This is a genomic window from Oceanicella sp. (assembly GCF_056449545.1).
This window is the reverse complement of record NZ_JBWOMN010000016.1, coordinates 34,841-56,345: the sequence shown is the minus strand read 5'-3', so window position 1 is coordinate 56,345 and position 21,505 is coordinate 34,841. Positions and strand designations below refer to the sequence as shown.

Here is a 21,505-nt window from a genome sequence, read left to right as displayed (position 1 = left end):
GGCCGGCGCGGCGCGCGAAAGAGCGCAGGTCGCGGCTTGGCGGAAAAATGTCGCTGGCGGCGCAGCGCGCGCCGGGGCGGGCGGGCTGCAATCGGACGCCCGCCAGTCATGAGGAACCGAGCATGCAATTCGCGTTGACCGAAGAACAGCGGATGATCGTCGACACGGTGCGCGACTTCGTGGAGAACGAAATCCATCCTCATGAGGATCTGGTGGAGCGCCTTGGCGACGTGCCCCCCGAAATCGCCGACGAGATCAGGCGCAAGACCGTCGCGCTGGGCTTTTACGCCTGCAATTTCCCCGAAAGCGTCGGCGGCGCCGGGCTGAGCCATGTGGATTTCGCGCTGGTGGAGCGGGAGCTTGGCCGGGGCTCCATGGCGCTCACCCATTTCTTCGGACGCCCGCAGAACATCCTCATGGCCTGCGTGGGCGATCAGCGCGACCGCTACCTGCTGCCCGCCGTGCGCGGCGAACGCATGGACGCGCTGGCCATGACCGAGCCGGGCGCCGGGTCCGATATCCGCGCCATGTCCTGCACCGCGCGCCGGGATGGCGGCGACTGGGTGCTGAACGGCGTGAAGCACTTCATTTCCGGCGCCGCGCACGCGGATTTCGTCATCGTCTTCGCCGCCACCGGCGAAGACCGGACCCCGCGCGGCCCCAAGAAGCGCATCACCACGTTTCTGGTGGATCGCGGCGCGCCGGGTTTCGTCATCCGCGACGGCTACCAATCGGTCAGCCATCGGGGCTATCCCAACAGCGTGCTGGAATTCGACGAGTGCCGGCTGTCGGATGCGCAGGTGCTGGGCCCGGTCGACGGCGGCCTTGCGGTGATGAATGAATGGCTTTACGCGACGCGGATCACCGTCGCGACCATGTGCGTGGGCCGCGCGCGCCGGGTCTTTGACTACGCGCTGAACCACGCCGCCGAACGCCGCCAGTTCGGCCAGCCCATCGGGCGGTTTCAGGGCGTCGGCTTCCAGATCGCCGACATGATCACCGAGATCGACGCCGCCGACCTGCTGACCCTGGCCGCCGCCGCGCGGCTCGACGCCGGGCTGCCCGCCAATCGCCAGATCGCCTCGGCCAAGCTGTTCGCCAGCGAAATGCTCGCCCATGTCACCGACGCCGCGATCCAGATCCATGGCGGCATGGGGCTGATGGACGATCTGCCGCTGGCGCGATTCTGGCGCGATGCGCGCGTCGAGCGCATCTGGGACGGCACCTCGGAAATCCAGCGCCACATCATCAGCCGCGAATTGCTGCGTCCGCTGGGCGCATGAGCCGCGACCTGTCCCGCCTGCTGCGCCCGCGCGCCATCGCGGTGATCGGCGGCGGCGCCTGGTGCCGGGCGGTGATCGCGCAGAACGCGGCCATCGGGTTTGACGGCGACATCTGGCCGGTGCACCCGGAGGCCCCCGAGGTCGAGGGGTTGAAAGCCTATCGCGACCTCGCCGCCCTGCCCCGCGCCCCCGACGCCGCCTTCATCGGCGTGAACCGTTTCGCCGCCATCGACATCGTGCAGGCGCTCAGCGCCATGGGGGCCGGGGGCGCGGTGTGCTTCGCCTCGGGCTTCGCCGAATCCGTCGCCGAGGAGTCGCGCGGCGCCGGTTTGCAGGCGCGCCTGCTCGAGGCGGCGGGCGCCATGCCGCTGCTCGGCCCCAATTGCTACGGGTTCATCAACTATCTCGACGGCGCGCTGCTGTGGCCGGATCTGCATGGCGGGCGCCGGGCGGCGAGCGGCGTGGCGATCGTCGCCCAATCCTCCAACATCGCCATCAACCTCACCATGCAGCGGCGCGGCCTGCCGATCGCCTATCTGGTGACGGCGGGCAATCAGGCGCAGACCGGGATTGCGGAGATCGCCGCCGGGCTGCTCGACGATCCGCGCGTCACCGCGCTGGGCCTGCATATCGAGGGTTTCGGCGATCTCGGCGCCTTCGAGGCGCTGGCGGGCAAGGCGCGCGCATTGAAAAAACCGGTGGTGGCGCTGAAGCTGGGGCGTTCGGCGCAGGCCCGGGCCGGGGCGGTGTCCCACACCGCCTCGCTGGCCGGAGAGGATGCAGGGGCGCAGGCGCTGCTGGACCGGCTCGGGATCGCCCGGGTCCATGGCCTGCCCGCGTTTCTGGAAACCCTGAAGCTGCTGCATGTGCTGGGTCCGCTGCCCACGGGCGCCATCGCCAGCATGAGCTGCTCGGGCGGCGAGGCGGCGCTGGCCGCCGATTCCGCCCATGGGCGCGCGGTGCGTTTCCCGCCATTGAACCCGCGCCAGGAACGGGATCTGCGCCAGGCGCTGGGGCCGCGGGTGGCGCTTGCCAACCCGCTGGATTATCACACCTATATCTGGCGCGACGCGGCGGCGCTGACCGCGACATTCGCTGCGATGATGGATCCGGGGCTGGCGCTGACGCTGCTGATTCTGGATTTTCCCCGCGGCGGGGCGGAGGCGGCCCCGGACTGGCGCATGGCGGTCGATGCGCTGATCGCGGCGCGCAACCGCACCGGCGCCGCGGCCGCGGTGGTCGCCACCCTGCCCGAAAACCTGCCCGAGGACATCTGCGATGTCCTTGTCGCCAACGGCGTTGCGCCGCTGCACGGGCTCGACGACGCCATCGCCGCGATCGAGGCCGCCGCGCGCGTCGGGCATGGCGGCGACGCGGCGCCGCTGCTGCGCCCGACGCCCGGCGTCGCGGCCGACCTGATCCCCGAGGCCGAGTCAAAAAACCGGCTGGCGGCGTTCGGGCTGCGCATCCCCCGCGCCGCGCGCGCGACCAGCCCCGCCGAGGCCGCCGCGCTGGCCCGCGACATCGGCTTTCCGGTGGCGCTGAAGGGCGAGGGCCTCGCCCACAAGACCGAAGCCGGCGCCGTGGCGCTGAACCTCGCCGACGCCGACGCGGTGACCAGGGCCGCCGCCGCCATGCCGACCGAAAATTTTCTGGTCGAGGAAATGATCGCTGGCGGCCTCGCCGAACTGCTGGTGGGCGTGGTCAAGGACCCGGCGCACGGGTTTGTGCTGACGCTGGCGGCGGGGGGCGTGCTGACGGAGGTGCTGGAGGACAGCGCCTCGTTGCTGCTGCCCGCGGGCGACGACGCGATCCTCGCGGCGCTGGACGGCTTGCGGATCGCGAAACTGCTCGGCGGCCATCGCGGCGCGCCCCCGGTTGATCGCGCGGCCTTGCTGAAGGCCGTGAACGCGGTGCAAGACTATGCGCGCGCCCATGCCGAGGGGCTTGAGGACATCGAGATCAACCCGCTGATCTGCACCGCCGACGACGCCATCGCCGCCGACGCGCTGATCCGCCGAAAGGGCTGAAAGCCGAAAGGACTGGAACATGAGCGACGAGCCGCTGAAAACCCGCGCCGAGGACGGGGTGTTCGAGGTGACGCTGGACCGGGGCAAGGCCAACGCCATCGACCTTGCCACCAGCCGGATCATGGGCGAGGTTTTCGCCGGGTTCCGCGACGACCCGGATCTGCGCGTGGCGATCCTGCGTTCGGCGAACGAAAAGTTCTTCTGCCCGGGCTGGGATCTGAAGGCCGCGGCGGATGGCGACGCGGTGGACGGCGATTACGGTCAGGGCGGTTTTGGCGGCTTGCAGGAACTGCGCGACCTCAACAAGCCGGTGATCGTGGCGGTGAACGGCATCTGCTGCGGCGGCGGGTTCGAACTGGCGCTGTCGGGCGACATCATCCTGGCCGCCGAGGACGCGCGCTTCGCCTTGCCGGAGATCCGCTCCGGGACGGTGGCCGACGCGGCGTCGATAAAGCTGCCCAAGCGCATCCCCTATCACATCGCCATGGAAATGCTGCTGACCGGGCGCTGGATGGCGACGGACGAGGCCCATCGCCGGGGCTTCGTCAACGAAATCCTGCCGGTCGGCGACCTGCAGGCCCGCGCCTGGGAACTGGCCCGCCTGATCGCCAGCGGCCCGCCGCTGGTCTACGCCGCGATCAAGGAAATCGTGCGCGACGCCGAGGATTCGAAATTTCAGGACGCGCTGAACCGCATCGCCAGGCGCAACCTGCGCAGCGTCGACGTACTTTATGGGTCCGAGGATCAACTGGAGGGCGCGCGCGCCTTCGCCGAAAAGCGCGATCCCGTGTGGAAGGGGCGCTGAGGCGCGTCGGGCAGGCGGGGGCGTCAGGCGGGAGCGTCAGGCGGGGGCGTCGGGCGCATCCTCGGCGGCGAGGTCCATGAAGGCGCGGATCAGCCGCCCGCCGCCGCGTTCGCGCAGGCAGATCAGCGCCTCCTCCATCAACACGCCGCAATCGACAATCGGGATCGCGCGAAGCGAAGGCGCGCGCTCGAATTCCGCCTCGGACACGATCCCCACCCCGACCCCGGCGGCGACGATGCGATTGACCGCGCCGCGCCCCTCGGCCTCGATCGCCGGGCGCGGCTTCAGGCCCAGTTCGGCGGCGCGCTCTTCGAACATGCGCCGGGTCTTGGACCCCGCCTCGCGCAGCACCAGCGGATGGGCGAGGATTTCGGCCATGGTCATGGAGGCGCGCGCCGCCAGCGGATGATCGCGCGCCACATAGGCGACCAGCCGCGAGGCGCCCAGCCGCAGGATGCGGAATTCCCGCGCCGCCGGGGCCTCGCCCAGCAGCCCCACATCGGCCTGATACAGGCGCAGCTTTTCGACGATGGATTGGGAATTGCCGGTCTGCACCACCAGCCGCACGCCGGGATGGCGGGCGCGGAACCGCGCCAGCGCGGGCAGCATGTGGCTGACCGAATCGGCGACGATGCGCAGGGTGCCGGCGGCGAGCGCGCGGGATTCGGACAGGAAATCCTGGGCCTGGCTCTCGATTTCAAACAGCCGGTTGGTGATCTCCAGCAACTTGCGGCCCTGCGGGGTCAGGGTCACCTGCCGGTGACGGCGATCGAACAGCAGGATGTCATACGCCTCCTCCAGTTTGCGCACCTGGTCGGACACCGCCGGCTGGGTGAGAAACAGCGCCTTTGCGGCGCGTGAAAACCCGCCGTGAACCGCGACGTGGTGGAAGGCGCGAAGCTGGACATGGCGCATGGCTCGTCTCCGTGAGGGCGGCGTCACGATACATCAGTGAAACCAATGCAAAAATCTAAAAGAACGATTTTACATATATATCTTCCGCGCAGAGACTGCCCCCCGAACCGACCGGAGCGCGTTGCGCAAGAACCGCTGGAAAATCAGATGCCTGACACCGCCAAACCCCTTGAGCCGCCGCGACTCGGCGAACCGTATCTGCTGACCCCGGGGCCGCTCACCACCTCCTACGCGGTGAAGGCGGCGATGCTGCGCGACTGGGGGTCCTGGGACGCGGATTTCCGCGCCGTCACCGCGGAGATCCGCGCCCGCCTGCTGGCCCTGAGCGGCGACGCGCAGGGGGCGCTCGACTGCGTGCCCATGCAGGGCAGCGGCAGCTTTTCGGTCGAGGCGATGCTGGGATCCTTCGTGCCCCGCAACGGCAAGGCGCTGGTGCTCAGCAACGGCGCCTACGGCATGCGCATCGCCCGGACGCTGGCCTGTCTGGGGCGCGCCCATGAGGTGATCGACAAGGGCGACTACATGCCGCCGCGCGGGGCCGAGGTGGCCGCCGCGCTGGCCGCCGATCCCGCCATCACCCATGTGGCGGCGGTGCATTGCGAGACCAGTTCGGGCATCCTCAACCCGGTGGCCGAGATCGCGCGGGCCACCCGCGCCGCCGGGCGAAAGCTGCTGGTGGATTCCATGTCGGCCTTCGGCGCCATCCCGCTCGATCACGACGAGATCGGCTACGCGGCGATGGTGTCCTCGGCCAACAAATGCATCGAGGGCGTGCCCGGCTTCGGCTTCGTCATCGCCCCGAAGGCGGAACTGGAGGCCGCGAAGGGACGCAGCCATTCGCTGTGCCTCGACCTGCATGCGCAATGGGCGCATATGAACAAGACCGGGCAGTGGCGCTTCACCCCGCCGACCCACGCGGTGGTGGCGTTTCTGGAGGCCCTGCGCGGCCACGAGGCCGAGGGCGGCACCCCCGGGCGCGGCGCGCGCTACGTCGAAAACCGCGACGTGATGGTGGCGGGGATGCGCGCGCTGGGCTTCGAGACCCTGCTGAAGGATCGCTGGCTGTCGCCGATCATCGTCACCTTCTTCTGCCCCGCCCACCCGGCATTCGACTTCGCCCGCTTTTACGACCTGATGAAGGCCAGGGGCTTCATCATCTATCCCGGCAAGCTGACGGTGGTGGACAGTTTCCGCATCGGCTGCATCGGGCAGATGGACGCGCACGCCATGCGCATGGCCGTCGCCGCCGCCGCCGAGACGCTGGCCGAGATGGGCGTCGACGACGCCGCCCCGCCCGCCGCGGCGCTGGCCGAACGGGCCCGGCTGGCCGCCTGATCGAAATCACGAACATCCAACCGGAACAAAGGACTTCACCCATGAGCCAATTCGGCGATTACACCTACAGCCGCAGCTATCGCGGCGGCGTTCAGGCCGTCGTTCTCGACTGGAGCGGCACGCTCGCCGACGCCTATGTGATCGCCCCGGCGATCGTCTTCGTCGAGGTGTTCGAAAAGCAGGGCGTCACCATTTCCATGGAGGAGGCCCGCGGCCCCATGGGCCTGCGCAAGGATCTGCACATCAAGATGCTGACCGAGGACCCGGTGATCGCGGCGCGCTGGGAATCGATCAAGGGCAAGGCCCCCGACCAGTCCGACGTGGACGCGATGTTCGCCGATTTCGTGCCCATGCAGCTTGATTGCCTGCGCAAATACACGGCGCTGCTGCCCGGCGTGAAGGATGTCTGCGTGGACCTGCAGAAGCAGGGGATCAAGTTCGGCGCCTCCACCGGCTTCGTGCGTTCGATGGTCGATATCCTGCTCGAAGACTGCATCGCGCAGGGATTCACCCCCGACGCGACGGTCGCCGGCGACGAGGTCGTGCATGGCGCCCGCCCCGCCCCGCACATGGTCTACAGGAACCTCGACCTGATGGGCGTCAGCGAGATCAAGTCGGTGGTCAAATGCGACGACACGGTGTCGGGCGTCGGCGAGGCGCTGAACGCCGGCTGCTGGGGCGTCGGGCTGGTGCGCTATTCCAACTACATGAACATCAACTCCATGGAGGAGGAAGCGTCGCTGAGCGAGGCCGAGATCCAGCGCCGCATGACCCGCACGCGCAAGATCCTGGAACAGGCCGGGGCGCATTACGTGGTTGACAGTCTGGTGCAGCTTCCCGCCATCATCGAGGACATCAACGCAAGGCTTGCGCGCGGCGAAAAACCCTGAGCGTCGGCAACAGGGCGGGGCCCCGCGCGAAAACCCGCGCGGGCCCCGCCCTGCGCTGGCGGAGGGACATGAATGGCGTCGCGCGACAACACCAATCACGGCGAGGGCGAATCCAACCTCTCGGTCGCCGGGCGCGCCTGGCGGGCGCGCGCCGCGGGTCCGAAATCACGGCCGCTTCTCGAACGGGACGCGGCCGTTTTCATGCATCAGAGCCTGTCCACCCCCTGCGCCGGAACCGTGGCCAAGGCGCAAGGCATCTGGATCGAGGATCTGGACGGGCGGCGCTGCATGGATTTTCACGGCAACAGCGTCCACCATATCGGCTACGGGCATCCGCGCCTGATCGCGGCGATCAAGGCGCAGCTCGACGCGTTGTGCTTTTCGCCGCGCCGCTTCGCCAGCGAACCCGCCGTGGCGCTGGCGGAAAAGCTGGCGGCGGCGGCCCCCGGGGACCTGTCCAAGATCCTGCTGGCCACCGGCGGCTCGGACGCTGTCGAGATCGCGCTGAAGATCGCGCGCGCCGCCACCGGGCGGTTCAAGACCGTGTCGTTCTGGGAATCGTTCCACGGGGCCGGGTTCGGCGCCGCCTCGGTGGGCGGCGAGGCGACGTTCCGCTCCCACATCGCCGGGCCGCTGCTGCCGGGCGCCGAACATGTGGCGCCCTTCGCCTGCTATCGCTGCCCCTACGGCCATGCCGGGCCGCAGGTCTGCGGGCTCGCCTGCGCCGACATGGTGCGCTACGCGCTGGACCGCGAGGGCGACGTGGCGGCGGTGATCGCCGAACCCATGCGCGCCGCGCCCTATGTGCCGCCGCCGGGGTTCTGGCAGTCGGTGCGACAAGCCTGCGACGACCATGGCGCGCTGCTGATATTCGACGAGATCCCCACCGGGCTCGGCAAGACCGGCAGGTTCTTCGCCTTCGAACATGACGCGGCCGCGCCCGACATCGTGGTGCTGGGCAAGGCGCTGGGCGGCGGGGTCCTGCCGATCGCGGCGGTGATCGCGCGCGCCGGGCTGGACCTGTGCGGCGATTTCGCCATCGGCCACTACACCCACGAAAAGAACCCGGTGACCGCGCGCGCGGCGCTGACCACGCTGGAGATCATCGAGGATGAAGGCCTGGTGGAGGCCGCCGCGACCCTTGGCGCCCATGCCATGGCCCGCCTGAAGGATTTCGCCCTGACCTGCCCGATCATCGGCGACGTGCGCGGGCGCGGGCTGATGATCGGGGTCGAGATCGTCGCCGACCGGGCGGCGAAGACCCCGGGCGACGCGCTGGCGGAGGCCATCTGCTACCGTTGCCTCGACGCCGGGCTGAGCTTCAAGGTCTCGCAGGGCTGCATCCTGACCCTGTCGCCGCCGCTGACCATTTCGCGCGCCGATCTGGACCGGGCGCTGACCATCGTCGAGACCGCCATCGCCGACGCCGCAAACGCATGCGCCGCCCCCGATGCGATGCGCCCGTGAGCCTCGGCATCCTCGGGATCGTGTTGAGCGCGGCGTTCCTGCACGCGACCTGGAACGCCATCGTCAAATCCGCCGAGGACCGGGCGATGACGCTGGGGCTGATCTCTGTCGGCCATGTCCTGCTCGGGATCGCGATCGCCGTGCAGGTCCCGTTTCCCGGTCCGGCGATCTGGCCCTATGTCATCGCCTCGACCATCATCCATTTCCTGTATTATTTCCTGCTCAACCACGCCTATCGCCATGGCGACCTGTCGCTGATCTATCCGATCGCGCGCGGCCTGGCGCCCCTGCTGGTGACGCTGGGCGCGCTGGTCTTCGCCGGCGAAGTGCTGACGCCGCAGGCCTGGTTCGGCATCTGCGCGGTGGCGCTGGGGGCCTTCATGCTGTCCATGAACGCGTTCGCCAGCGAAATCCCGCGCGCCGTGCTGCCGATCGGGGTCGCCACCGGGGCGACCATCGCCGCCTATTCGCTGGTCGACGGTCTGGGCGTGCGGGCCTCGGACGAGCCGCTGGGCTACATCGCCTGGCTGTTCATCTTCGAACTGTTCGTGCCGCTGTTCGTGCTGGCGCGGCGCGGGCGCCTGGCGCTGCGGCTGAACCGGCGCGCGGTGGGGCTCGGCATCCTTGGCGGCGCGCTGTCGGGGATCGCCTACGGGCTGGTGATCTACGCCAAGAACTACGCGCCGCTGGGCATGGTGTCGGCGCTGCGCGAAACCTCGGTGATGTTCGCGGCGGCGATCGGGGCGCTGTGGCTGGGCGAAGGCCATTGGCGCGCCCGCCTGCCGGCCTCGATCGCGGTGGCGATCGGGGTCGCGCTGATCGCGCTGGCCTGACCGGCGCGATGCAGGCGTCGCATGTTCCTGAATAAAACGTTACAGAGGAGGGCCGGCCGAAAAAAAACATCTTTGCGTCATCGAAAACGGAAATAAGATTAACAGACGTCGGCTACGCCCGGTCCGGCGCGACTCGCTGCCGGGCGCGGATCGATCAACAGGGAGACGAACATGAAAACTCTGACCAAACTGGCCATGAGCGCCGCGATGGGGCTTGGCTTCGCCGCAACCGCCATGGCCGCCGAACTGACCGTATACACCGCGGTCGAGGCCGAGGACCTGAAGCGCTACGCCGACGCCTTCAACGTCGACCACCCGGACATCAAGATCAACTGGGTGCGCGATTCCACCGGCGTCGTCACCGCAAAGCTGCTGGCCGAAAAGAACAACCCGCAGGCCGACGTGATCTGGGGCCTGGCCGCGACATCGCTGCTGCTGATGAAGGCCGAGGGCATGCTGGAGGCCTACGCGCCCAAGGGGGTCGACCAGCTCGACCCGAAATTCGTCGACGGCAGCAATCCGCCGGCCTGGACCGGCATGGACGCCTGGGTCGCGGCCGTCTGCTACAACACGGTCGAGGGCGAAAAGAACGGCGTGCCCGCGCCCACCAGCTGGAAGGACCTCACCAAGCCGATCTACAAGGGCCACGTGATCATGCCCAACCCGAATTCCTCGGGCACCGGGTTCCTTGACGTGTCGAGCTGGCTGCAGATGTTCGGCGAAAAGGGCGGCTGGGACTTCATGGACGCGCTGCACGCCAATATTTCCCGCTACACCCATTCGGGCTCCGCGCCCTGCAAGCTGGCGGCGGCGGGCGAGACCACCATCGGCGTGTCCTTCGCCTTCCGCGGCGCCAAGTCCAAGGCGGCGGGCGCCCCGATCGAGATCATCGTGCCCACCGAAGGCGTCGGCTGGGACATGGAGGCGACCGCCATCGTCGCCGGCACCGATGACCTCGAAGCCGCCAAGACGCTGGTGGACTGGACCGTCACCAAGAAGGCCAACGAGCTTTACAACAGCGGCTACGCCGTCGTCGCCTATCCCGGCGTCGCCAAGCCGGTGAAGTACTTCCCCGAAAACCTCGTCGACAAGATGATCGACAATGATTTCGAGTTCGCCGCCAACAACCGCGCCGCCATCCTCAAGGAATGGCAGTCGCGCTACGACGGCAAGTCCGACCCCAAATAGCGGGATCGCCTGATCGGATACGCGATGCGGCAGGGGCGGGCGATCGCCCCTGCCCGAGCATGGAAATTCGACAAGAACAAGGTCCCCGACGGCGGGACCGGGGGGAGAGCGGCGCTCATGCAGGATGCTGGCGGGGATCAGGGACAGGGCGGCGCGCCCGCGGCGCGATCGCGGAAGACCTATCTGCGCATTGCGAACCTGTGGAAGAATTTCGGCGTATTCACCGCGCTGAAGGACATCTCGCTGGAGGTGCTGGAGGGCGAATTCCTGTGCTTCCTCGGCCCCTCGGGCTGCGGCAAGACCACGCTGCTGCGCGCCATCGCCGGGCTCGACCTGCAATCGGCGGGGCGCATCGAACAGGCCGGGCGGGACGTGTCCAACCTGCCCCCGGCGGAGCGCGATTTCGGCATCGTGTTCCAGTCCTACGCGCTGTTTCCCAACCTCACCATCGAACGCAACATCGCCTACGGGCTGGAAAACGCCGGCCGCCCCAAGGCCGAGATCACCGCGCGGGTGGCCGAATTGCTGGACCTGGTGGGCCTGCCCGAACAGGGGTCCAAATACCCCGCGCAGCTGTCCGGCGGCCAGCAGCAGCGCATCGCGCTGGCGCGCGCCATCGCCACCTCGCCGGGGCTGCTGCTGCTTGACGAACCCTTGTCGGCGCTCGACGCCAAGGTGCGGGTGCATCTGCGCCACGAAGTGAAGGAATTGCAGCGCAAGCTCGGCGTCACAACAGTGATGGTCACCCATGACCAGGAAGAGGCCCTGTCCATGGCCGACCGCATCGTGGTGATGAATCAGGGGGTGATCGAACAGGTGGGCACGCCGCTGGAAATCTATCGCGACCCGGCGACGCTGTTCGTCGCGGATTTCATCGGCGCCATGAACAAGATCCCCGCCACGGCGCCCGCGCCCGGCGCGCTGGACATCGGCGGCGCGCGGCTGGACTGCCCCGGCAGCGGGTTTTCCGGCGGCCGGGCGGTGATCGCCACCATCCGCCCCGAGGACATCTCGCCCGTGGAGGGCGACGGCGCCGAGGCCGAGAACGCCACCCCGGTCAGCGTCGCGGAGATGGAGTTCCTCGGATCGTTCTTCCGCGCCACCCTCGCCTGCCCCGAACTGGGCGGCATTGCGCTGATCGCCGATTTCTCCATCAACGCGGTGCGCCGGCTGGACCTCGACACCGGCGGGTCGCTGCGCGTGCGCCTGCCCGCGGGGCGGCTGAAGGCGTTTCCCGCCGAGACCGGCGAGGCCCCGGGCGACGACGCCGAGCCCGGCGCGCTGTCCACGCGGGACTTCTTCAACCAGCCGGATGTCGAGGCATGAGCGCCGCCGAGGCGATCCCCGGATCCACCCCGGGATCCACCCCCGGCCCCACCCCCGGCCCCACCCCCGGCCCCGCGGTCAAACCCAAGCTGGGGCGCGACGATCTGGTGCAGCGCGGCTTCATGCTGGTGATCGCGCTGTATCTGATCGTGGCGCTGGCGCTGCCGCTCTACGCCATGCTGTCCAAGGCGTTCTCGACCTATGAATTCGACCTCGCGGATTTCGAGATTCAGGTCAGCGACGAATCCGGCGTCTACCGGTCCTCGCCCCGCACGCTGGCGGCGCTGAACGCGGCGCAGGGGGTGTTCACGGCGCGCGATCTTTCCGCCGGGTCCGACGGGCGGCTGAGCCTGACGCCGCTGTTCCCGGAATTCAGCTTCCGCAGCCCGGTCAAATACAAGCTGCGCGGGCTGAGCCCGGATTCGATCTATCTGGTGGGGTCGGAGCGGCGCGTCGGCGACAAGTGGGAGGAATTCGATTCCAACACCTTCCGCCGCGTGGTCATCCGGCCCGTGCGCGACGTGGGCCTGTCGAATTTCGTCACCTATTTCTCCACCCCGGCGCTGTTCCGCTCGATCCAGAATTCGCTGCTGATCGCGGCGATCTCCACGGTGGTCACCGTGTCGCTGGCGTTCTGGTTCGCCTATGCGCTGGCGCGAAGCTGCATGCGCTTCAAGGGCGTGTTCCGCATGGTGGCGATGGCCCCGATCCTGGTGCCCTCGCTGCTGCCGGGGATCGCGCTGGTCTATCTGTTCGGCAATCAGGGGATGCTGAAGGCCTTCCTGATGGGCGAGTCCATCTACGGCCCCATCGGCATCGTCATCGGCTCGGTGTTCTTCACCTTTCCGCACGCGATGATCATCATCTCCACGGCGCTGTCGATCTCCGACGCGCGGCTTTACGAGGCCTCGGTGTCGCTGAAGGCGAGCCGCTGGAAGACATTCTGGACCGTGACCATCCCCGGCGCGCGCTACGGGCTGTTTTCGGCCTCCTTCGTGGTGTTCAACCTGGTGATCACCGATTTCGGCCTGCCCAAGGTGATCGGCGGCCAGTACAACATGCTGGCGGTGGACATCTACAAGCAGGTGATCGGCCAGCAGAATTTCGAGATGGGCGCGGTGGTGTCGGTGGTGCTGCTGGCCCCGGCGATCCTGGCCTTCGCCATCGACCGGCAGGTGCAGAAGAAGCAGGTGGCGCTGCTGTCGGCGCGCTCGGTGGTGTTCGAACCCAAGCCAGACCGGTTCTATGACCGGCTGTTCCTGGGCTATTCGATGCTGGTGACGGTGTTTCTGGCGGGCATCCTCGCGGTCTGCCAGTTCGCGGCATTGATAAAATTCTGGCCCTACGATCTGAGCCTGTCGCTGAGAAACTACGATTTCGATCTGATGGACGGCGGCGGCTGGGCGGCCTATGGCAATTCGATCCAGCTGGCGCTGCTGACGGCGCTGATCGGCACGGTGATGGTGTTCCTGGGCGCCTACATGGTGGAAAAGACCAAGGGGTTCGAGAAAGGCCGCGCGGCGTTCCAGATGCTGGCCATGCTGCCCATGGCGATCCCCGGCATGGTGCTGGGGCTGGCCTATATCTTCTTCTTCAACAACCCCGCCAATCCGCTGAATTTCATCTACGGGACGATGATCATCCTCGTGGTGTCCACGGTGACGCATTTCTACACCGTGTCGCATCTGACCGCGGTGACGGCGCTCAAGCAGATGGACACGGAATTCGAATCCGTCTCGGCTTCGCTGAAACAACCGTTTCACAAGCTGTTTCGCATGGTGACGGTGCCGGTCTGCATGCCGGCGATCCTCAATATCTCGATCTACCTGTTCGTCAACGCCATGACCACGGTGTCGGCGGTGGTGTTCCTGTATTCCACCGACACGGCGCTGGCCTCGGTGGCGGTGCTGAACATGGATGACGCCGGCGACATCGCCCCCGCCGCCGCCATGGGCATGATGATCTTTTACACCAACGCGGCGGCGCGGATCATCCATGCGCTGGCTTCGCGGCGGGTGCTGAGAAAATCCAACGCCTGGCGCGCCGGTTGAGCCGCGTCAGGCCTCGAGATCGAGGATGACCTTGTTGGCGCGGCCCTCGGCGATCGCGGCGAACCCCTCGGCGTAGCTTTCGAAAGGCAGCCGGTGCGAGATCACCGGGGACACGTCAAGCCCGGTTTCCAGCAGCGCATACATCTTGTGCCATGTTTCGTACATGCGCCGCCCGTAGATGCAGTCAAAGCTCAGCCCCTTGAATACGGCGCGGTTGAGATCGACCTCCGGCACGCCCGCGAACAGCCCCAGCAGCGCGATCTTGCCGCCGGTGATCATCGCCCCGATCATCGCATCGAGCGCGCGCGGGGCGCCCGACATCTCCAGCCCCACGTCGAAGCCTTCCTGCAGGCCGAGATCCCGCGCCGCCGCGGCCAGATCCTCGCGATCGGCGCGAAGGCCCCGGTCGGCGCCCATGCGCGCGGCCAGCGCCAGGCGTGCGTCATTGAGGTCGCTGACCACGATGCGCCGCGCGCCCACATGGCGGCAGACGGCGGCGGCCATGCAGCCTATGGGACCGGCCCCGGTGATCAGCACGTCCTCGCCGGCGACGTCGAAATCCAGCGCCGTGTGCACCGCGTTGCCCAGCGGATCGAGGATCGCGGCGATGTCGTCGGACACGAAATCCGGCAAGGGCCTTATGTTGTCGGCCGGCAGCGTCAGGAATTCGGCGAAGGCCCCGGGGCGATGGATGCCGACGCCCTTTGTGTTGGCGCAGATATGGGCGCGGCCCCGGTGGCAGTTGCGGCAGCGCCCGCAGGGGATGTGGCCCTCGCCCGAGACCCGCTGGCCGACATGCAGGCCGTGGGACTCTTCGCCGATTCCGGGCCCGAAGGCCGCGATGACCCCGGCGTATTCATGGCCCACGATCATCGGCGCCGGCACCGTGGCCTGCGCCCAGGAATCCCATTTCCAGATATGCATGTCGGTGCCGCAGATCGCCGCCTTGCGGATGCGCACCAGCACCTCGCCGGGGCCGGGTTCGGGTTGGGGCTGCTGCATCAGCGTCAGGCCGGGGCCGCCCGGCTGCTTGACCAGCGCCTTCATGCGATCACCCCCAGTTCGCGGCCCGTTTCGGCGAAAGCGGCGATGGCCGCGTCGAGGTCGTCGCGCGAATGGGCCGCCGAGATCTGGGTGCGGATGCGCGCCTGCCCGCGCGGCACCACCGGGAAGGAGAACGCCGTGACGAACACCCCGCGCGCCCGCATCCCGGCGGCGAAATCCTGCGCCAGCCGCGCATCGCCGAGCATCACCGGGATGATCGGGTGCGCGCCGGGGGTCAGGTCAAACCCGAGCGCGCCCATCCGGGCGCGGAAATACCCGGCGTTGGCGCGCAGCCGGTCGCGGGGCGAGGGGTCCTCGGCCAGCAGGTCCAGCGCCGCCAGCGTCGCCGCGACGATCGCCGGGGGCAGCGCGTTGGAAAACAGGTAGGGCCGCGCGCGCTGGCGCAGCATCTCGACCAGCGGGCCGGGCCCGGCGATGTAGCCCCCCGCCGCGCCGCCCAGCGCCTTGCCGAAGGTGCCCGAAAGCAGCGCCACGCGGTCCCGCACGCCCCAGTGCTCGGGCGTGCCGGCGCCGGTTGCGCCCATGAATCCCACCGCGTGGCTGTCATCGACCATCACCGCCGCGTCGTGCTTTTCGGCCAGCGCGCAGATCGCCGGCAGATCGGCGAGGATGCCGTCCATGGAAAAAACCCCGTCGGTGACGATCAGCCGGATTTCGGCGTCGGCGGCGGCGATCAGCTGCGCCTCCAGCGCCGCCATGTCGTTGTTGGCGTAGCGCAGGCGGCGCGCCTTGCACAGCCGCACCCCGTCAATGATCGAGGCGTGGTTGAGCGCATCCGACAGGATCGCGTCCTCCGCCCCCAGCAGCGCCTCGAATATCCCGGCATTGGCGTCAAAGCACGAGGCGAACAGGATCGCGTCCCCGGTCCCCAGAAACGCCGCCAGCCGCGCTTCCAGCGCCTTGTGCAGATCCTGCGTGCCGCAGATGAAGCGCACCGAGGCCATGCCCAGCCCGTGGCTGTCGATCGCCGCTTTCGCCGCCGCCTCCAGCCGCTTGTCATCCGCAAGGCCGAGATAATTGTTGGCGCAGAAATTCAGCAGCGGCCCGGCATCGGTGCGCACATGGGGGGATTGCGGCGAGGTGATCGCCATTTCGCGTTTGGTCAGGCCCTCGGCCTCGATCCCGGCGAGGGCTTTTTCAGTGCGGGCGACGAGGGTCCGGGACATTGGTCGGCTCCCGTTCTGGCGTTTCGATCTGGCGTTTCGATCTGGCGTTTCGATCTGGCGTTTCGATCTGGCGTTTCGATTCGGGGCGGCGCGTCGGTCCGAGCATGCAGGATGGGCGCGCGCATGGCCAGCGTCGCGCAGGCGGCGCCCGGGTCAGGCCGGGGGCGCGGCGGCGCCCGGGGGCACGATCCCGGCATCGCGCCAGGCGTCGAACTGTTTCAGCGCCGCCGCGGCGAAAGCCGCGTCGTTGATGTGGCAATCGAGGGTTTGCAGATCGACATTGGCGGGGGCGGTTTCGCGCATCTCGGCGACGAAGGCGGCAAGGCCCGCGCTATCGTGCAGATCGGCGCCGGGGCGGTCCCATTCGCCAAGGCCGCCCGCGGGCAGCAGCAGCGCCACCGGCGCGCGGGCGGCGGCCAGCCGGCTTGCATGGGCGCGGGCGACGTCGCGGCGCTCGGCCTCGTTCAGCACGATCGAGGTCAGCAGCCGGTTATGGGCGTGGCTGGGGTGATCGCGCCACCTGTCGGGGATCGGCCGCCAGCCCACGATGTCCACGAGATCATAGCAGCCCGGGGCCACGATCTGCGGAATGCCGGCCAGCCCGGCCCCGGTCAGGCGGGACGCCCCGGCGGAGATGTCCGAGCCGTGGATGTGGTTGCCAAGCTCCTGCGTGCAGAAATCGAACACGCAGGCGAATGCGCCCGCTTCGGCAAGGTTTTCGAACGCCCGCCCGCCCATGCCGGTGGCGTGAAAGATCGCGACCTCGTAACCGCGGTCTTCGAGCGCCGGTTTCAGCGGGACCATGTAGGTGAGCGCCGATTTGCCCAGCGAGGTCATGCCGATCAGCGGGCGCGCCCGGTTTGGCGTTTCCACCGCCCGCGCCGCGCCCAGCACCGCCCCCGCCGCCTGGGACAGCGAGGATCTGCAGATCGAATTCAGCCCGTAGAGTCCTCCCGCCCAGAGAATCATCTGGATGTCCGCCGCGAGGCGCTCCGCCGGAATCAGCGGCGAGAACGCCACCGTCGACACCACGTATTTCGGAACTCCCAGCGGCAGGGCGCGGGCCGCGTCCAGCGCCAGATCGGTGCCCATGGTGCCGCCGAGCGCGATCATGCCGCGGAATTTCCCCTCGGCGTGCAGGCGCGCGGCCAGCGCCGCCGCGCCCTTGGCCATGATCTGCATGGCGGCGTTTTCGTCGCCGCTGGCGATGGCGGCCTCGATCGAGGACCCGCCCGCCTCGGCGACCTCGCGCTTTGAATGCTCGACCGGCGACGCGGGATCGCCAAGCACGCCCACATCCATGCGCCGCACCCGCCCCCCGCCGGCGTGAATGCGTTCGGCCAGATAGGCCAGTTCGTCATTCTTGGTGTCGTAGGCGCCGATGATCAGGATTTCCGGGTCGCTCATAGCTGGATCCACGCGGTTTTCAGGTTTCGGTATTTGTCGAGCGCATGCAGGGATTTGTCATGCCCGTTGCCCGACTGCCCCACGCCGCCGAGCGGCACGGTCATGTCGGCGCCGCCATAGGCGTTCACATGCACCACCCCGGCGCGCAGCGCGCGCACCATGCGATGGGCGCGCGACAGGTCGGCGGTCCAGACCCCGGCGGCGAGCCCGTAATCGGTGGAATTGGCCAGCGCGACCGCCTCGGCCTCGTCATCGAACGCCATGACCGCGAGCACCGGGCCGAACACCTCCTCGCGCGCCAGCGCCTGATCGGGGCGCACATCCGTGAAGATGGTCGGCTGCATGTAATAGCCGCCGGATTGTTCAAGAACGCGCGCGCCGCCGGTGACGCGGGTCGCGCCGTCGCGTTCGGCGCGCGCCACATGGGCGAGGTTTTTCTGCAACTGGGGCAACGAGTTGATCGCGCCCACCTGGGTCGTCAGGTCCAGCGGGTCGCCGACCCTGAGCGAATCGGCCTCGCGCGTCAGGGCGGCGATGAAATCATCGTGGATCTCGCGCTGCGCCAGCAGCCGCGAGCCCGCGACGCAGACCTGCCCGGAATTGCGAAACATGCCCATGCAGGCGGTTTTCGCCGCCTTCGCAAGGTCCGGCGCATCCGCAAACACCACATTGGGCGACTTGCCGCCAAGTTCCAGATACACCCGCTTGAGGTTGGAGCGCGCGGCGCTTTCCAGCAGGGACCGCCCCACCGCGCCCGATCCGGTGAAGGCCAGCGCATCCACCTCCATGGACAGCGCCAGCGCCGCGCCGGCGACCGCGCCGGTTCCGGTGACAACGTTCAGCACCCCGTCGGGCAGTCCCGCCTCGGCCGCCAGTTCGGCGAGGCGCAGCAGCGCCAGGGAGGCGGTCTCGGCCGGTTTCAGCACCACCGAATTGCCCGCCGCCAGCGCCGGCGCCAGTTTCCACGCGCCGATCATCAGCGGGAAATTCCACGGCACGATGGCCCCGACCACGCCGACCGGTTCGCGATGGATCAGGCCGAGCACCGTTTGGGGGGTCGGCGCGATCTCGCCATAGGTCTTGTCGATCGCCTCGGCGTAATAGCGGAAGGTCCCGGCGGCCGAGCCGCTTTCCGCCTTCAGCGCCATGGCGATTTCGGTGCCGTTGTCGCGCACGCCGCGCACCGCGAGCGCCAGCGCCTCGCGTTCGATCAGATCCGCCAGCCGGTGCAGGACCGTCTTGCGCGCGGCGGGGGCCATGCGCGACCAGCGCCCGTCCGCGAAGGCGGCGCGGGCGGCGGCGGTCGCGCGCGCCACGTCCGGCGCGCCCGCCGCGGCGATTGTCGTGAAGGCGCGCCCGTCGATGGGCGAGACCACGTCGAGCGTCTCGCCCGAGGCGGGCGGCGTCCAGGCGCCGTCGATGAACAGGCCTTGCGCCGGGACGTCGCGTGCGCGCAACAGGTCGATTTCGGATTGGTCTGGCATGGCGCGGGCTTTCCTGACGCGGGCGGGGTCGCGAAAAACCGTTGCAGCGCAGGCGCCTTTGGATCAAGCACAAAGACGGGAACGCGGCGACAAATCTTGGGGGGCGCATGAGTGCAGGGAAGCGACCGGCAAGCGGCAAGGCGCTGGCGCTGGATTTCGGCGGCGTGGTGACGCGCACGCTGTTCGAGACCCACGCCGCCAGCGAACGCGCGCTGGGCCTGGCGCCGGGCGCCCTGACCTGGCGCGGCCCCTTCGCGCCCGAGACCGACGCCGACTGGCGCGCCATGCAGGCCGGCGCCATCAGCGAACGCGACTACTGGCGCAACCGCACCCGCGAGGTGGCGGCGCAGGTGGGCGCCGACTGGCGCGAAATGGCGGATTTCGTGCGCGCCGCGCGCGGCGCCGACCCGGCGGCGGCGATCCGGCCCGAGGCGCTGGACGCGATCGCCCGCGCAAAGGCGGGCGGCGCGAAGCTGGCGGCGCTCTCCAACGAGCTCGACCTGTTCTATGGCGCCGATTTTCGCGCACGCCTGCCGTTTCTGCAGGATTTCGACGTGATCGTGGACGCCACCCATACCGGCATCCTCAAGCCCGACCCGCGCGCCTACGCCGCCTGCTGCGCGCAGCTCGGCCTGCCCCCCGGCGCCTGCGTGTTCGTTGACGACCAGCCGCGCAACATCAAGGGCGCGGCGGCGGCGGGCATGATCCCGGTGCATCTCGACGTGACCAGACCAAGGGAAGGCTTCGCGCGCGCGTTGGCGCTGCTCGGCCTCGATCAGGGAGACTGACCCGATGAAGGATTCGAATTTTCTGCGCGAGAACAACGCGCGCCACCTGTGGCATCCAATGGCGCACCCCGCCGACAGTCTCGCCAATCCGCCAAAGATCATCACCGGCGGGCGCGGCGTGCGGATCACCGATCTCGACGGGCATGAAACGCTGGACGCGGTCGGCGGGCTGTGGAACGTCAATCTGGGCTATTCCTGCGAGCCGGTGAAAGCGGCCATCGCCCGCCAGCTCGACCAATTGCCGTATTATTCGATCTTTCGCGGCACGACCAACGACGCCATCATCGAATTGTCGTGGGAGCTGAAGGAATTCTTCGCCCCAGACGGACTGACGCGGGCGTTCTTCACCTCCGGCGGCTCGGACGGGGTCGAGACCGCCCTGCGCCTGTCGCGCCAGTATCACAAGCTGCGCGGCGAACCGGGGCGGGTAAAGTTTCTCAGCCTGAAGAAAGGCTATCACGGCACCCATATGGGCGGGGCCTCGGTCAACGGCAACGCCAATTTCCGCACCGCCTACGAACCCCTGCTGCCGGGCTGCTTTCACATCCCCGCGCCCTGCGCCTATCGCAACCCGTTCAATGAATCCGACCCGGCGCGGCTGGCCCGGCTTTGCGCCGCGGCGCTGGAGGACGAGATCGCCTTTCAGGGCGCGCGCACGATCGCCGCTTTCATCATGGAGCCCATATTGGGGGCCGGCGGCGTCATTGCGCCCCATGAAAGCTTCATGCCCATGGTGCGCGAGATCTGCGAACGCCACGGCATCCTGCTGATCGCCGACGAGGTCATCACCGCCTTCGGGCGCACCGGCGGGTGGACCGGGTCGCGGCTCTGGGGCGTGCGGCCCGACATCATGGTCACCGCCAAGGCGATCACCAACGGCTACTTTCCGTTCGGCGCGGCGATGCTGTCCGAAGCCATCGCCGAGGTGTTCGAGAACGACCGCTCGGCGCTCGGGTCCATCGGCCATGGCTACACCTATTCGGGGCACCCTGCGGGGGCGGCGGCGGCGCTCGCCTGCCTCGCCGAAACCCGCCGCCTGAAGGTCAACGACAACGCCGCGGCGCGCGGCGCGGAGCTGTTCGCCGGACTGGCCGCGCTGAAGGCGAAGCACGAGATCGTCGGCGACCTGCGCGGCGGCCACGGGCTGATGGCGGCGCTGGAACTGGTCGCGGATCGCGACGCGAAAACCCCGCTCGACAAGGCGCGCATCGCCCGGGTGTTCGAGGCCACCTACGCGGCGGGGGTGATGGTGCGCGTCTCCGGCCCCAACATCATCCTGTCGCCGCCGCTGGTGCTGAGCGGCGACGACACGCGCGAGATCCTCGACGCTCTCGACGCCGGCCTTGCCGCCGCGCGCTGACCCGGCGCGGCGGCGAATGGCGCGATTTTCCCGGAAATATGGCCGGTTTTCCGGGAAGTCCGCCCTTTTCAACGAGAATTCACTGACCTGGGCGGCAAGCGGCGATTTTTTG

Annotated in this window: 17 protein-coding genes; 12 read left to right on the top strand and 5 right to left on the bottom strand. The window is 68.7% G+C overall.

All coding sequences use genetic code 11. The features are described from left to right. Nucleotides 1-122 precede the first annotated feature (122 nt). The 3 genes from AC1HC7_RS02670 to AC1HC7_RS02660 are packed head-to-tail and all read left to right on the top strand — an operon-like array spanning nt 123 to nt 4,118. A complete protein-coding gene (locus tag AC1HC7_RS02670; RefSeq protein ID WP_479495403.1) occupies nt 123-1,283 on the top strand; it encodes an acyl-CoA dehydrogenase family protein in 1,161 nt (386 codons plus the stop codon). Further along, nucleotides 1,280-3,313 (top strand): acetate--CoA ligase family protein, encoded by a 2,034-nt coding sequence (locus AC1HC7_RS02665; RefSeq protein ID WP_479495402.1) that lies wholly within the window; start codon nt 1,280-1,282, stop codon nt 3,311-3,313. Before AC1HC7_RS02670 ends, AC1HC7_RS02665 begins: the two co-directional genes overlap by 4 nt. A 19-nt stretch (nt 3,314-3,332) precedes the next feature. Beyond that, nucleotides 3,333-4,118, top strand: a complete 786-nt coding sequence (locus AC1HC7_RS02660) for a carnitinyl-CoA dehydratase (RefSeq protein WP_479495401.1) — start codon at nt 3,333-3,335, stop codon at nt 4,116-4,118. 36 nt (nt 4,119-4,154) lie between these two features. On the opposite strand, the gene AC1HC7_RS02655 is transcribed toward AC1HC7_RS02660, so the two are convergent. Continuing rightward, the gene (locus AC1HC7_RS02655) at nt 4,155-5,033 is read right to left on the bottom strand and encodes a LysR substrate-binding domain-containing protein (RefSeq protein WP_479495400.1); all 879 of its coding nucleotides are present in this window, start codon (nt 5,031-5,033) and stop codon (nt 4,155-4,157) included. 147 nt (nt 5,034-5,180) lie between these two features. Here AC1HC7_RS02655 and AC1HC7_RS02650 point away from each other — a divergent pair, with 147 nt between their 5' ends. The 7 genes from AC1HC7_RS02650 to AC1HC7_RS02620 all read left to right on the top strand — a co-directional run bounded on the left by AC1HC7_RS02650 (nt 5,181) and on the right by AC1HC7_RS02620 (nt 14,123). Next, the gene (locus tag AC1HC7_RS02650) at nt 5,181-6,368 is read left to right on the top strand and encodes a 2-aminoethylphosphonate--pyruvate transaminase (RefSeq protein ID WP_479495399.1); all 1,188 of its coding nucleotides are present in this window, start codon (nt 5,181-5,183) and stop codon (nt 6,366-6,368) included. A gap of 41 nt (nt 6,369-6,409) precedes the next feature. After that, on the top strand, nt 6,410-7,258 hold the full coding sequence (gene phnX, locus AC1HC7_RS02645; RefSeq protein WP_479495398.1) for a phosphonoacetaldehyde hydrolase: 849 nt from the start codon (nt 6,410-6,412) through the stop codon (nt 7,256-7,258). Nucleotides 7,259-7,330: 72 nt separating this feature from the next. Beyond that, nucleotides 7,331-8,725, top strand: coding sequence for a (R)-1-hydroxy-2-aminoethylphosphonate ammonia-lyase (gene pbfA, locus AC1HC7_RS02640; RefSeq protein ID WP_479498616.1), 1,395 nt, complete (start codon nt 7,331-7,333; stop codon nt 8,723-8,725). After that, a complete protein-coding gene (locus AC1HC7_RS02635) occupies nt 8,722-9,558 on the top strand; it encodes a hypothetical protein (protein WP_479495396.1) in 837 nt (278 codons plus the stop codon). The genes pbfA and AC1HC7_RS02635 overlap by 4 nt, the downstream gene beginning before the upstream one ends. A gap of 171 nt (nt 9,559-9,729) precedes the next feature. Continuing rightward, on the top strand, nt 9,730-10,746 hold the full coding sequence (locus AC1HC7_RS02630) for a putative 2-aminoethylphosphonate ABC transporter substrate-binding protein (RefSeq protein WP_479495395.1): 1,017 nt from the start codon (nt 9,730-9,732) through the stop codon (nt 10,744-10,746). Nucleotides 10,747-10,863: 117 nt separating this feature from the next. Beyond that, nucleotides 10,864-12,072, top strand: a complete 1,209-nt coding sequence (locus AC1HC7_RS02625) for a putative 2-aminoethylphosphonate ABC transporter ATP-binding protein (RefSeq protein WP_479495394.1) — start codon at nt 10,864-10,866, stop codon at nt 12,070-12,072. Further along, entirely contained in the window at nt 12,069-14,123 is a 2,055-nt protein-coding gene (locus tag AC1HC7_RS02620; RefSeq protein WP_479498615.1) for a putative 2-aminoethylphosphonate ABC transporter permease subunit, read from the top strand. Before AC1HC7_RS02625 ends, AC1HC7_RS02620 begins: the two co-directional genes overlap by 4 nt. Nucleotides 14,124-14,129: 6 nt before the next feature. Here the strand turns inward: AC1HC7_RS02620 and tdh are convergent, their stop codons facing one another. From tdh to AC1HC7_RS02600, 4 genes are all read right to left on the bottom strand, one after another. Next, nucleotides 14,130-15,170: an L-threonine 3-dehydrogenase gene (tdh, locus tag AC1HC7_RS02615; protein ID WP_479495392.1), complete on the bottom strand. Its 1,041-nt coding sequence runs from the start codon at nt 15,168-15,170 to the stop codon at nt 14,130-14,132. Next, nucleotides 15,167-16,354: a glycine C-acetyltransferase gene (locus tag AC1HC7_RS02610; protein WP_479495391.1), complete on the bottom strand. Its 1,188-nt coding sequence runs from the start codon at nt 16,352-16,354 to the stop codon at nt 15,167-15,169. Before AC1HC7_RS02610 ends, tdh begins: the two co-directional genes overlap by 4 nt. 153 nt (nt 16,355-16,507) lie before the next feature. Next, nucleotides 16,508-17,761: a Tm-1-like ATP-binding domain-containing protein gene (locus tag AC1HC7_RS02605; protein ID WP_479495390.1), complete on the bottom strand. Its 1,254-nt coding sequence runs from the start codon at nt 17,759-17,761 to the stop codon at nt 16,508-16,510. Further along, complete coding sequence (locus AC1HC7_RS02600; protein WP_479495389.1) at nt 17,758-19,245, bottom strand: aldehyde dehydrogenase family protein; 1,488 nt, start codon at nt 19,243-19,245, stop codon at nt 17,758-17,760. Before AC1HC7_RS02600 ends, AC1HC7_RS02605 begins: the two co-directional genes overlap by 4 nt. A 107-nt stretch (nt 19,246-19,352) precedes the next feature. On the opposite strand from AC1HC7_RS02600, the gene AC1HC7_RS02595 reads away from it, so the two are divergent. Together AC1HC7_RS02595 and AC1HC7_RS02590 are read left to right on the top strand one after the other, a co-directional pair. Next, nucleotides 19,353-20,033, top strand: a complete 681-nt coding sequence (locus tag AC1HC7_RS02595) for an HAD-IA family hydrolase (protein WP_479495388.1) — start codon at nt 19,353-19,355, stop codon at nt 20,031-20,033. Nucleotides 20,034-20,037: 4 nt separating this feature from the next. After that, a complete protein-coding gene (locus AC1HC7_RS02590; RefSeq protein WP_479495387.1) occupies nt 20,038-21,393 on the top strand; it encodes an aminotransferase class III-fold pyridoxal phosphate-dependent enzyme in 1,356 nt (451 codons plus the stop codon). The last annotated feature ends 112 nt before the right edge of the window (nt 21,394-21,505 follow it).